Genomic DNA, 13,447 nt, shown 5'->3' with positions numbered 1-13,447 from the left:
TTACCCATAAATTTCAATTAGCATTACTATTGCCATTATAATCATAATGGAATTTTCTATAAATGTAGCTTTGGTCATTGGTAATTTTAAAGCAGTACCCAAACAAGCACATTGTATTGTTTTTTTGTCCAATAAGGATTTTGTTACACCAACTGTTGTAATGCCTAAAATTATTATTGTAACTATTAAAGCTACAGAAATTTCTATTCGCATTAAAAACATTACACCTAAAGCTAATTCTATAAAAGGGTAAATCCAACCATAAGCAGGTAAAGCTTTAGCTAATGGGTCATACATTTTAAAACTTTCAGGGAAACCTTTTAAATCTAAAAGCTTAAAAAAGCTAAATACAATATAAAAAATCCCCATAAAATCTAGCATAAAGTTTGAAACATCAAACCTATTTCTATTTAGTAAATATGAGGCTGCAATAATATATCCAAAGATTAAAAACAAAGGAAATAACTGCTTCATTAGTGATTCTTTTTCTTTATAATCTGAATCAAATACGTTGTTCTCTTTACTTTTCTTATTAATAGTATATTTACTAGACAATGTGTCTTGTAAAGTATTTATTGAAATGTGTTTAGACATACCTATTTCAACCTCGGCATTTTCTAAGTCTACCGAAACATCTGTTACATAATCCAAACTTTGTAAAGCTTTTTCAACAGAAGCTTTACAACCATTACAGGTCATTCCTGTAACGTTATATGTGTGTGTCATGATTTTTAATTTAATTGTACAATTTTTAATTCCGCAAAAGCGGAGTTATATAAAAAATTGTAAAATCAAATTATGTAAACATCGTGAAGTTGCTGTAAATCTATAACTAGATTTGGTGGTGAATAAAATTGATGCGGAATAGTTTGTTTTGGTAAACTTTCTTTATACAAAAAGAAATTATAAACAAACGCAGTAAACACAATTTGCTTACTTATATCTAAGTCTTCAAACTTAGTAACTTTAAGCTTGTCTTGTCCCTTAATTATTTCTACATCGTCTTTACAGCATGATTTTGGCATTTCAATAACCTCAGAGCATTTTTTTACTTTAGAAAACACTGCTGAGTCTACCAAACGATCACCACAATAATGCTTTTCTACAGTAAAAGATAATGTAGAGAACAGCACTAAAAATGCCATTAAAACTGAAAAGACGCTATGTAAAATTTTTAGTTTCACGATGCAAATTTACAAAATAAAATGACTTACTAAGCGTTTAACATTTGGTTTAACATGTCTTTAAAATATTGTAGATTAATATTCGGCACAATTCGTGTTATATTATATCTTTGAAATTATAATAAACAACCTATGAAACATCTTTTTACAACTATTACAGTTTTATTATTATCCTGTGCTTCTTTTGCTCAAAATAATAATGCTTTTAAAGCAGGTGAAAAACTAACATTTTCAGCAGCTTATAATATGTCTGGCATTTTAACAGATATTGCCGAAGTTAAAATGGAAACAAGCGCTGTAAATACAAGCGGCACTACATTATATCGTTTAAAATGTTCAGCAACAACATATTCTAATTTTGATAGTTTTTTTAAAATTAGAGATTTATACGAAAGCTATGTTAACCCAAAAACTGTAGCTCCATATTTATACCAAAGAGATATTAGTGAAGGTGGCTATTATAAATTTGTAAAGTACAAGTACAGTTATAAAACTAACACAGTTTCTAGTTTAATTAGAAAAAAATCTAAAAACTTTGCTTCTGGTTTTTGGGACAGAAATAATACTATAAAAATTAAGCCAGGTACAAGAGATATAGTTTCTACTTTATACAAATTAAGAACTTTAGACATACACAAAGCACCTGTTGGAGCTAGTGATACCTTTACAGTTTTATTTGATAATAAAGAAGTTAAATGTAGCTTTAAACTTTTAGGTAAAGAAACTATAAACACTGCTATTGGTAGAAAAGAATGTTATAAAATAGCCATAAACGTTACTAATAATAATGTTTTAAAAGGAAGTAACGCTAATATTATATGGCTTACCGCAGATGAGAATAAAATACCTGTGTATGCTAAATTTAAAATAGCTGTTGGAAGTGGAGAATTAAAAATTAAATCTGCAACTGGCTTAAAAAATTAAATTATGAAAAAAGTAACCTTAATATTATCTTTAGTTTGTGCTATTTTAGCAATTATCTTAGCTATATTACCTTTATTTAAATTAGCTTTTATACTAGCAATTTTAGCTTTAGTTTTTGGTATTATTTCCTTTATAAAATCAAAAAAAGACAAACAGTCTACGCATGTTGTACAAGTTTCTTTTTTATTAGTAATAATAGCTTTAGGCTTATCTACTTATAAAACTGTTTTTACTGTACAAGAAGTTGGTAACACAGAAGAATTAGAGCAACGTGAAAAAGAAAATGAAGAAAAAGCTTTAGAAGAACTTGAAGATTTAGATATAGATCTAGAATAACAGATTAAATCCTATCTAATCAAAAAAGAGGAATCATAAAATAAGATTCCTCTTTTTTATTGTCTTGATAATTAATGTGTTTTGATAAATTTTAAAAAGAAAAACATTTATTTTTGAAACAAATAAACATATCTTTACCGACCAAACATTCATCTTGATAATGAAATCGCTTTTAATAATCTCTGCACTATCCTTAGTTGGTTCTTGTACAACCACTAGATATTCAACCAAAATAAATAATCTTAAAGATTCAATTGTTATAAAAGATTCTGCAACAATTAGTAAATATGCAAAAACAATTACTGTAGAAGAACTTAAATCTCAAATTTATGATATAGCTTCAGACTCTTTTAATGGTAGAGAAGTTGGAAGCAAAGGTCAAAAGTTAGCTGCAAACTATATTAAAGATTTTTATGTCAAAGAAAAAATATTACCTGGTAATGATTCAACGTATTTTCAATATATACCAAAGTCATTTCTTCCAAAAAAATATAATGCTTCAGAAAATGTTGTAGCCTTCATAAAAGGGAAAGATAAACCTGAAGAAGTATTAATTATCTCTGGACATTACGACCATTTAGGCGTAACTGATGGACAGATTAATAATGGTGCAGACGATAATGGATCTGGTACTGTTGCTATGCTACAAATAGCACAAGCTTTTAAAGAAGCAGAACGTAATGGGATTTTACCAAGAAGAAGTATATTATTTTTACATCTTACTGCAGAGGAAATTGGTTTACAAGGCTCTTTATACTACACACAACATCCGCTTTTTCCTTTAGAAAACACCATTGCAGATCTTAATATTGATATGATTGGACGTGTAGATGATAAACATAAAGATAATCCAGATTATATATACTTAATAGGTTCTGACAGAATTAGTAAAGAGCTTCATTTTATTTCAGAAAAGGTAAATTCTACCTCAACAAACATAGAATTAGATTATACTTTTAATCAAAAAGACGATGCTAACCGATACTATTACAGATCAGATCATTATAATTTTGCTAAAGAAAATATTCCTGTAATTTTCTACTTTAACGGTACTCACGAAGATTACCACAAACCTTCTGATACTGCAGATAAAATTAATTTTAACTTATTAGCTAAGCGTACTAAACTTATTTTTTCTACAGCATGGTACTTAGCGCATAAAGAAAATTCTCTTTTACATAACAGTGATATTTAATAATTAAATTCTTCTTAATTATTAAATCTTAGACCTTCAAACTAGAATTTTGTGTTATTTTTGAGAGGCAATTATAGCTCTTAAAACAATTACATATGAAATCATTATTATCTATTGCTAGCCTTAGCTTACTACTTGCTGCTTGTGGTAGTCAACAAAAACAAGCAGAACAAAAAACAACTCAAAAAGAAGTTAGTCCAACAACTTATGCCGAAACAATTACTGAAGCCGAGTTAAAAACTCTTCTTTATGAATATGCATCAGATGAATTTAATGGACGAGAAACAGGTACAGAAGACGAAGAAAAAGCTGTAAACTTTTTAAAAGCCCACTACATGACTTATGGTGTTCCTGCTGCCAAAGGAAACAATGATTATTTTCAAAAAGTACCACTAGAAAAACTAGCAGCTCCAGATGTAACTTTAACCGCAAATGGTACTGCATTAAAAAACTTAGAAGATATTGTATCTATCACAGCAATGCCTACAAGTCAATTTTCTGCAAACCAAGTTATTGATTTAGGTTATGGTATAGAGGCCGACAATTACTCTAATTATAAAAATATTGATGTTTCTGGTAAAGTCGTTTTTATACGTTCTGGAGAACCTAAAAACGAAGATGGCACTTACCTAATCTCTGGTACAGAAGAAGCTACTAAATGGTCTAACCTAAGACAAGAATTTGCTACAAAACGTGATATTGCAAAAGAAAAAGGCGCTAAAGCCGTATTATACTATAATCCAAATATTTTTGGTATGGCTGCTAGACGCTATGGTAGCTCTAGCGGACGTATGGCACTAAGCGGTAAAGATAATAACATGTATTATATGTTATTAAATGATAATGCTGCAAAAGCTATTCTTAAAACAGATACAGCAATAAACAACGCTTTTACTAATAAAGTTTACAATGCAAGTATTGAAATAGACTATACTAATAAATCTGAAGCTTTAAACGGAAATAACGTAGTTGCATTTGTTGAAGGAACAGAAAAACCAAACGAATATATTATTATCTCTGCTCACTTAGACCACATTGGTAACCATGATGGCGAAATTAATAATGGAGCAGACGACGATGGTTCTGGTACTGTCGCTGTCTTAGAAATTGCAGAAGCTTTTGCTAAAGCCAAAAAAGATGGTCACGGACCAAAACGTTCTATTGTATTTTTAAATGTTACGGGAGAAGAAAAAGGCTTATTAGGTAGTAGCTATTATGCAGATATGGATCCTATTTTTCCTTTAGATCAAACCGTTGCAGATTTAAATATAGATATGATTGGGCGTATAGATCCTAAAAGAGAAGGTGACAGAAATTATGTTTACTTAATCGGAAGTGATAAATTAAGTACAGAATTACATAATATTTCTGAAGAAGTAAACAGTAAGTACACTAATATAGAATTAGATTACACTTATAATGATGAAAACGATCCCAACCGTTTTTACTACAGAAGTGACCACTACAACTTTGCAAAAAACAATATTCCGGTTATATTCTATTTTAATGGTACACATGATGATTACCATAGACCAAGCGATACTGTAGAAAAAATTAATTATGATCTATTAGAAAATAGAGCGCGTTTAGTATTTTACACCGCTTGGGAACTAGCTAATCGTGACCAAAGAATTGTTGTAGATAAAGCAGAATAAATATAACTACTGCTAAGTAAAATAACTTTTACCATTAATAATCTATCTTTTACTCATTAAAACGTAACGTTTACTCATTACGCTTTTGATAAAAGGTAGATTATTTTTTATTTAGAGTAATTAAAAAATTATTAAAATGAAATTCTTACTCTTATTTAGTATCCTTTTATCTTATACAAACATATATTATGTACCTGCTTCTTTTGACTTAAAGACCATTAAAGCACAAGAAAATCAATACCTTTTTTTTAAAAATTTAAAAGAAGGAGATCAATTAAGTATAACATTTCAATCCTATGGTTGTTTTAATCAACATTCAGAAACTTTAGAATTTAAATATTTAGACGAAACCCTTATAGCTAAACTTTTAAGCAACGATATAAAAAAATCAACAATCATAAAACCATCAGAAATTGATTATTTAATTGAATTTGAAACACAATTAATAAATATAAACAACACAAAAAGAGGCTGCACAACAGTAAACTCTTTCACGTTTAAGTTAAATAACGATAAAAGTATAGTAAGAAAAGATGATACTTGTAATTGGAATGGCTATAAACTATTAAAAGAAAAATTTTTTAAATAAAGTTTACAAAAAAAGCCTTTCAAAAAATGAAAGGCTTTTACTTTTTGGGTGGAAGATCGGTCTCGAACCGACGACCTCCTGAACCACAATCAGGCGCTCTAACCAACTGAGCTACAACCACCGTGTATAACGCATATTAAAATGCGTGTGCAAATGTAGTTTATTTACTAAATATCACAAAAGATTTTTAAATAATTTTTATACTATTTTAAATCAAAAAGACTATTTACTGCTGCAAATCGCTCAACTGTAAATCCTTCTGCGTATTCACTATTAATTAAACGCCCTAAATCTCTTGCTCTATAAATAATACTATCTGTAAAATTTTTACTAGAAATTGGTGTTTGAGGCTCATTACTGTTTGGATTATAGAATTGTGTTTTATAAGCTAAGACACTTTTCATTTTTATATCAATAAAATCTGAAACGTCTACAACAAAATCTGGTTCTATATGCTTCCATTGTATGTAATGGTAAACTTGTTTTGGTCTCCATTGTTCTTGCGGCTTTCCTTCTATTTCTGTTTCAATTTTTATCAATCCACTTAAAAAACACGCATCACTAACTAGTTTACTAGCTTTACCATGATCAATATGTCTATCGTCTATAGCATTACATAACACTATTTCTGGTTGATATTTGCGTATCATTTTAATGACTTCTAACTGGTGTTGCTTATCATTAGTAAAAAAACCATCGGCAAAGCCTAAATTTTCTCTTGCTGCAACACCTAGTATGTTTTTAGCATCTTCTGCTTCTGCTTTACGTGTGTGTTCTGTACCACGAGTACCAAGTTCTCCTTTAGTTAAATCTACTATAACTACTGTTTTACCATTTGCTACTTCTTTTGCTATGGTTGCTCCTGCGCCTAACTCTACGTCATCTGGATGTGCTCCAAATGCTAATATATCTACTTTCATTATGTTATTTATTCCACTGTTTTTGTTGGTCTTCATTTAAAAAAGTCCAAGCTACTACTCTACTCTTTTTTTGACCAATATTAATTGGTAAAGTTTTTATAATTTTTGCTCCTAATTTATCTAAAGACGCATACATCGATTTTATATTGTCTTTATTAGCAACTAATGTTGTATACCAAAAGCACTTATTTTTAAACAAGCTACTTTCGTATAAATAATTATGTAAAAATGCTTTTTCTCCACCTTTATACCACAATTCATTTGATATTCCAGAAAAGTTTCGGCTTATACTATTTGTGTCTTGATTTAATCCTTTTAACTTTTTTAATGTGGCTGAATTTGCTTCAGTTTCATCTTTGTAAAAAGGCGGATTACACATAGTTAGGGTGAAGATATCTGTTTTTGTCAAAATACCTTGAAGTATTTGATTTGGATTGTTTTGAAATCTTGTTGAAATCTTATCCTCTAATTGGTTTTTAGCTATAATTTTTTCAGCTTGTTTTATCGAACTTTTATTTACATCTGAGCCAACAAACTGCCAATTATAAATTGATTGACCAAGTAACGGATAAATACAATTTGCGCCTGTACCAATATCTAAAACCTTTATGTTTCCATCTAAATTACTACTTAGTAATAAGTCTTTTAAAAGATGAATATATGCTGCACGACTTGGTATTGGAGGTGTTAGATTATTGTCATCAAATTGCCAAAAATTAATACCGTAATCTGCTTTTATGATTGCAGTATTTAATGCTCTAACTGCTTTGGCTTCAGAAAAATTTATAGCTAAATTACCGTACTTATTTTTAAAAACAAATGGTTGAAGTTTTGGGTAGTTATCTATTAAAACTTCAAAGTTATAATTATTTGTATGTCCTTTAGCAGATTTCAAAATGTTACTTTTTGATATTTTTTAAAGCTAGTTTTATGTCTGCTTTTAGATCTTTAGTATTTTCTATCCCTACAGAAAAGCGTATTAATCCATCACTAATACCCAATTGCTTCCTCTGCTCTGGTGTTAGTAAAGAGTGTGATGTTTGCGCTGGAGATAACATAGTGCTTTCTACACCAGCAAGACTCATTGATGGTTTAATTAATTGTAATGCTTTTTGAAAAGCTTCGGCATCTAAATGATCTTTCAATTCAAAAGATAACATACCTCCAAAATCTTTCATTTGTGACTTTGCCAATTTATGCTCTGGATGATCTTTTAAACCAGGATAATTAACTTGTTTAACTTCATCTAACTTATTTAACCATTTAGCCATTTTTAAAGCGTTTTTAGATTGGGCTTTAACACGTAGTCCCATGGTTTTCATGCTACGTTCTAACATCCAAACAGTAAAATCACTAAGACTTCCGCCAAGGTTTTTAGAGACATTCCATATACGATCCATGTGTATTTTGCTTCCTGCTATTGCGCCTGCACAAATATCACTATGTCCGCCAAAATATTTAGTTGCAGAGTGCATAATTAAATCGATACCAAAATCTGCTGGATTTTGATTTACGGGACTTGCAAATGTATTATCAATACTAGTAACAATACCTTTTTCTTTCCCTAATTTGGCAATAGCTTTTATGTCTATAATTGTTAATAATGGATTTGAAGGTGTTTCTATATGAATTAACTTCGTGTTTGGTTGTATAGCTGCTTCAAAGTCTTCTACTTGATAACCATCTGTAAAAGTAAATTCTATATTTAACTTAGGGAACTCTTCTCTTATAAAATTTGTTGTGCCTCCATAAATTGTGTTTTGCACCACAATATGATCTCCTGCTTTTAAAAATGCTAAAAACATATGACTAATAGCTGCCATACCAGAACCAAATATCATTGCTGCTTCTGTATGCTCTAAAGCTGCTATTTTTTTGGATAAATATTCTTGGTTTGGTGTATTAAAATATCTTGGATAGCGTTTTACGTCTACATCCATAAACTCATATGAAGAAGATAAAAATATAGGCGAAACTGCACCTTTAAATTGTTTATCTTCTACTTCTCCGACGTGAGAACAAATAGTGTTTAATCCTAAGTTTTTATGTTTCATTTTATATTGCAATTTTTAAACAACTAAAATACAAAAATATGCATCTTTAACATTGATAATTATAGATTTATAAACAGGCTTTATACTGGTTTTAACACTTCTTTAACCTAAAAAAACATCTACTTTTTGTATACTAAGGGTTATGGTAACAATTGATAAACAAGAACATACGGACATTTTAGAACAATCTATTAAACACCTAGAATATTTAGGTTTTGAAAACATTAAAGCAGACCTTGATGGTTATGATACTCCAAATTCTTTTACTAAAAAAGATGGTGAAGTAACCGTAACACCAGATATAACTGCTTTTAAACGAAGTAGGAAATATTATTTTGAGCTTGGTATTAAAAGTAAAAAACCTAACCTTTTAAAAACCAAATGGCGTTTGATTGATGTAGTTTCAAGAATGAAAAACAGCCGATTTAAAATTATTACAACAAAAGGTCATTATAGCTTTACAAATAAAATTTTAGATGATCTTAACTTAGATAAAAACCTTATTAAACTATAATATAAAGCCTGTTTAAAACAGGCTTATTTATTTTGAACTTATATCTGATTTAGATTTAAGGAGTTTGTTTTGTTCTTCCATTAAATCTGAAAGTTTGCTAAGCAACTCTATGTCTTTTGGTGTTGTTACAGTTTTATCTTTTGTATCATGGGACTTGGCTCTTAACCTATTCATAGCTTTAACAACTAAAAAGACTGTTAGTCCAACAATTAGAAAATCTAAAAAAGCTTCAAATAACTCGCCGTAATAAATGGCAACTTCCTGTGTAGTTACTTCTCCATTATCATTGGTAATAGCTTCTCTTAATATATATCGTTTATCTTGATAGTTTAATCCATCTGTCATTAGTGACAATGGTGGCATAAATATTTTTTTTACTAAAACATCTATCACTTTATTAAATGAGGCACCAATAATAATACCTACAGCCATATCCATCATATTGCCTTTTACGGCAAACTCTTTAAATTCTTTTAAAAATTTCATCTAAATATTTAACGTGAAGTTATTTTTTTCGGGTTTTATTATAAGCTCTTAGCATGAAAAAAGCCCATAAAACCACTAAAATAAATACTATAATAGAAAACCAAAATACAATATTATTTCCCATCGTTTATAAGCTTTATAAAAATCAATATACCAATAAGCATTGGTGCCCAAAGCCCAATAAATATTCCATGAAGTTGATATCCGTTAAGAAATAAGTATTCGGCTACTATAATGATTACTAGACAAAGAATTAACATAAATATGTTACCCCAACCTAACTTTTTAATATATTCCACTAAAAATTAACAATTTATAATTTGTATCAAGTTAGTCATTATTTTCTTAGAAAGTAATTAAAAACTTACTTTTTATAAAATTTGATATATTTTCTGTAAGAGAAAACACCTAAAATTGCAATTAAAATAGCCGAAACGCCAATATAAATTAAGCTAATATCTTGTCCAGATTGATAAGAATGTAACCCAGATAAATAGAAGTTAACACCAAAATATGTAAAAATAATACTTCCAATAGAAATTACAGACCATAAATTAAATGTCCATCTTCCTCTTAAGCCTGGTATTAATCTCATATGTATTACAAATGCATATATCATTATACTTATTAAAGCCCAAGTTTCTTTTGGGTCCCACCCCCAATATCTTCCCCAACTTTCATTAGCCCATTGACCGCCTAAAAAGTTACCAATAGTAAGCATAATTAGACCAACGGTTAAAGCCATTTCATTTATATAAGTTAATTCTTTAATACTTAAATCTAGCTTGGTTTTATTATTTTTATTAGTAAATGCCATTAAAAATAAACTTACTAAACCAATTATAAAGCCTAACGTAAACGGACCGTAACTAGCAACAATGACTGCTACGTGTATTTTTAACCAATAACTATTTAATACTGGTTGTAAGTTTGCTATTGCAGGATCCATCCAACTTAAATGTGCTACCATTAATAATATTGAAACCACAAAAGATGTTGCCGCAATTGTTAGCTCACTTTTTCTACCAAAACCAAATCCAAAAAACATAGTTGCCCAAGCTACATAAATCATAGACTCGTAACCATTACTCCATGGTGCATGACCAGATATATACCATCTTGCAATTAAACCTAAAGTATGAATAGCAAATAATACTAAAATTACTACTTTAAATACCGTGATACTATTTTTTAACCACTTACTATCAATTTTAAAAATTTGCCAAATTAATAAAGCTAATAATATAATTCCTGCCAATAAGTAGTAAACAAAAAGCTTTTTAAATACATCGTATTTATTGTAAAGTATTTCTGCATTTATCTTTGAGTCGCTTGGCATTATCTCAGCTCCTACTTTAGATTGTGAAGTTTTAAATGCTTTTAATAATTTTTCTGGCTGGGAGAAATCTCCTGTTTTTTTTGCTTCATTTAAACTATATAAATACCAATCAAATCCAGCGTTTATAAAACTTCCGTAGGTTGAGTCTTGGATTTTTTGATTATAACCTTCGTTTTTATATTCAAATGGAGAAATCCAAGTGTTATTGTCATCGTTAGGTACAGGAAAAATCTTTAACGATCTACCTTCTATCGCATTACTTAATAAATTAACACGATTATTAACTTCTATAAACTCTTTTTGTATAGCTGTTTTTACTTGCGTCTCATAAGCTTCTTCAAGTTGCCTATCTAATTTGTAATTAAAATCGTCTCCGAAAAAGTCTAATAATTTAGCATACTCTTGATCTTTACTAATTCCGATAATACTTCTTATAGAATCTCCTTTACGTGGTTTTATATAAATAATTGGCACATTATACCATAGCATCGGACTTTCTTGAATGCTTAAGAAGAGTTGATTAGCTGTCATACCCTCATAAGCTTCGTATTTACTTAATTTTCTTAGTAATTCTGAAGCATATGTATCTATAGGCATCATACGACCATCTAAATCTTGTAAAACTAACTTTGCAAATTCTTCGGCGTGAGATTTTGGTGCTACATTTGCCTTTAAAATAGAATCTATTTGTCTTTTTGATGGTGTTTTTGGTACCGTAACTTGATGATCATGACCATCGTCTTCTGTGTGATCATGGTTGTCTTGAGCTATTCCGCTTAAAGCGAAACACAAGAAAAATATAGTTAAAAGTTCTGCTTTTTTAGCTTTTACTTTTTCTAAAAGTCGCTTTAAATCTCCAAAACGTGAATTTTTATCAAACATAATTGCCATCAAACCTATGTATAATAAGAAATAACCAATGTAAGTTACCCAAGTTCCCCAAAAATCATGATTTACTGATAGTTTAGTTCCTTTTTCATCTGGATCAAAACCAGCCTGGAAGAAACGATATCCTTTGTGATCTAAAACGTGATTCATGTAAATATGATAATCAAAATCGCCTTCTTCTTTATCAAAAATGGTCACTTTACTTTCAAAGGTTTGATAAGAGTTTTGTGTACCAGGATATTTTTGAGCGATAAAATCATTCAGCTTTACATTAAATGGTAATTTGTAGACTTTTGCGCCGTATTTGAGGTTAATATCTAAATTATCGATCGTGATTTTTTTGAAAGGATTGTTTGTTCCTTGTCCACCAATTAAACCAACACGTTTAGTTTTTCCGTTTGCAGTAACATCTAGTATAACACCATCTTCATCAAATTTTAATAATTGAGATTTTTTACCAACGCCTATTTCTCCTTTAATTATTGGGTTTGGAACTACAAATTGCATGTCTCCTATAATGTAACGCGAACGTAACATAAATGGTTGAATACTGTCTTTAACAAGTTTACCTTGGCTCATTGTTGCCATTTGCAAATATTCGCCATCAAAAGGAGAATTAATTGTAATTCCGTTTTCAGAATTTGTTAAATTAATAGCACCATCTGTTGGCTTATTTAATGCAAAAAGCACATTATGTATACTTTGTACTTCGCCTTCTTTTAAGAAATGATTGTGTGGTGCGCCTTGACCTGCTTCTACTATTTTTAAATAATTTTCGCCATTTTCATTTGGGATAATTGTTTCTTCTGCACCTTTAATAAACTCGACTAACTCAATACTTACCGGTTGATTATTATAAGCCGTATTTAGATTGAAACTATTTTTCATTCTACCAGAAAAATCAACTTCTTCTTCTATTGGTAGACGTTGTGGTACGCCATCAATCATATAATCACCATCAATATATGCTGTGATGTATGTTTTTTGAGAAAGAAATGCGTTGCTAGTTTCTCCTTCACGTATAGGCATCATACCTTCAAAACTGTAATATCTTGTTATTCCTGCACCTACTATAATTAATATAAATGCTAGATGTAATAAAAGTGTTGCCCATTTTTCTTTACGTAACAACCTGTATCTTGAAATATTACCTATAAAGTTAACCACAAAAAGTACCATTATGGCTTCAAACCACCATGCATTATAAATTAAATTACGCGTGTAAGGTGTTGGAGATGTATCCATTTTGGCATCTAAAAATGTACCAGTAGCCATAGCGATGGCAAATACAATAAATAATATAGCTGTTAATCGTGTTGAGAATAGAATCTTGCCCAATTTATTTTGCATAGGTAAAGCCTTT

Annotated in this window: 13 protein-coding genes and 1 tRNA gene; 6 read left to right on the top strand and 8 right to left on the bottom strand. The window is 29.6% G+C overall.

The window, feature by feature from the left end:
- Entirely contained in the window at positions 1 to 726 is a 726-nt protein-coding gene (locus INR78_RS10540) for a heavy metal-associated domain-containing protein (RefSeq protein WP_223076480.1), read from the bottom strand.
- Positions 727 to 791: 65 nt separating this feature from the next.
- Positions 792 to 1,184 (bottom strand): hypothetical protein, encoded by a 393-nt coding sequence (locus INR78_RS10535; RefSeq protein WP_255593063.1) that lies wholly within the window; start codon positions 1,182 to 1,184, stop codon positions 792 to 794.
- Between the two features lie 132 nt (positions 1,185 to 1,316).
- On the opposite strand from INR78_RS10535, the gene INR78_RS10530 reads away from it, so the two are divergent.
- The 5 genes from INR78_RS10530 to INR78_RS10510 all read left to right on the top strand — a co-directional run bounded on the left by INR78_RS10530 (position 1,317) and on the right by INR78_RS10510 (position 5,883).
- Positions 1,317 to 2,108 carry a DUF3108 domain-containing protein gene (locus INR78_RS10530; protein WP_027879728.1) on the top strand — a complete coding sequence of 264 codons (792 nt, stop codon included), beginning with the start codon at positions 1,317 to 1,319 and terminating at the stop codon, positions 2,106 to 2,108.
- 3 nt (positions 2,109 to 2,111) lie between these two features.
- On the top strand, positions 2,112 to 2,444 hold the full coding sequence (locus INR78_RS10525) for an FUSC family protein (protein WP_223076479.1): 333 nt from the start codon (positions 2,112 to 2,114) through the stop codon (positions 2,442 to 2,444).
- 160 nt (positions 2,445 to 2,604) lie between these two features.
- A complete protein-coding gene (locus INR78_RS10520) occupies positions 2,605 to 3,639 on the top strand; it encodes a M28 family metallopeptidase (protein WP_223076478.1) in 1,035 nt (344 codons plus the stop codon).
- A 95-nt stretch (positions 3,640 to 3,734) separates the two neighbouring features.
- Positions 3,735 to 5,294: a M28 family metallopeptidase gene (locus tag INR78_RS10515; RefSeq protein WP_223076477.1), complete on the top strand. Its 1,560-nt coding sequence runs from the start codon at positions 3,735 to 3,737 to the stop codon at positions 5,292 to 5,294.
- A 136-nt stretch (positions 5,295 to 5,430) separates the two neighbouring features.
- Complete coding sequence (locus INR78_RS10510) at positions 5,431 to 5,883, top strand: hypothetical protein (RefSeq protein WP_223076476.1); 453 nt, start codon at positions 5,431 to 5,433, stop codon at positions 5,881 to 5,883.
- Between the two features lie 46 nt (positions 5,884 to 5,929).
- On the opposite strand, the gene INR78_RS10505 is transcribed toward INR78_RS10510, so the two are convergent.
- The 4 genes from INR78_RS10505 to INR78_RS10490 form a co-directional block, all read right to left on the bottom strand.
- Positions 5,930 to 6,005 (bottom strand) — tRNA-His (locus INR78_RS10505).
- Between the two features lie 81 nt (positions 6,006 to 6,086).
- Positions 6,087 to 6,803: a bacillithiol biosynthesis deacetylase BshB1 gene (gene bshB1, locus INR78_RS10500; RefSeq protein WP_223076475.1), complete on the bottom strand. Its 717-nt coding sequence runs from the start codon at positions 6,801 to 6,803 to the stop codon at positions 6,087 to 6,089.
- A gap of 4 nt (positions 6,804 to 6,807) precedes the next feature.
- Positions 6,808 to 7,698 (bottom strand): 23S rRNA (adenine(1618)-N(6))-methyltransferase RlmF, encoded by an 891-nt coding sequence (gene rlmF, locus INR78_RS10495; RefSeq protein WP_223076474.1) that lies wholly within the window; start codon positions 7,696 to 7,698, stop codon positions 6,808 to 6,810.
- A 4-nt stretch (positions 7,699 to 7,702) separates the two neighbouring features.
- Positions 7,703 to 8,857 carry a PLP-dependent aspartate aminotransferase family protein gene (locus INR78_RS10490; RefSeq protein ID WP_223076473.1) on the bottom strand — a complete coding sequence of 385 codons (1,155 nt, stop codon included), beginning with the start codon at positions 8,855 to 8,857 and terminating at the stop codon, positions 7,703 to 7,705.
- Between the two features lie 142 nt (positions 8,858 to 8,999).
- On the opposite strand from INR78_RS10490, the gene INR78_RS10485 reads away from it, so the two are divergent.
- A complete protein-coding gene (locus INR78_RS10485; protein ID WP_223076472.1) occupies positions 9,000 to 9,371 on the top strand; it encodes a hypothetical protein in 372 nt (123 codons plus the stop codon).
- Between the two features lie 27 nt (positions 9,372 to 9,398).
- Here the strand turns inward: INR78_RS10485 and mscL are convergent, their stop codons facing one another.
- Both mscL and ccsA read right to left on the bottom strand, forming a co-directional pair.
- Entirely contained in the window at positions 9,399 to 9,857 is a 459-nt protein-coding gene (gene mscL / locus INR78_RS10480; protein WP_223076471.1) for a large conductance mechanosensitive channel protein MscL, read from the bottom strand.
- A 364-nt stretch (positions 9,858 to 10,221) separates the two neighbouring features.
- Entirely contained in the window at positions 10,222 to 13,434 is a 3,213-nt protein-coding gene (ccsA, locus tag INR78_RS10475) for a cytochrome c biogenesis protein CcsA (protein ID WP_223076470.1), read from the bottom strand.
- Positions 13,435 to 13,447: the final 13 nt, after the last annotated feature.

This window comes from Mesoflavibacter sp. SCSIO 43206 (assembly GCF_019904215.1).
Lineage (GTDB): Bacteria > Bacteroidota > Bacteroidia > Flavobacteriales > Flavobacteriaceae > Mesoflavibacter > Mesoflavibacter zeaxanthinifaciens.
The sequence above is the reverse complement of the archived record's forward strand: the minus strand, read 5'-3'. Positions and strand labels throughout refer to the sequence as shown.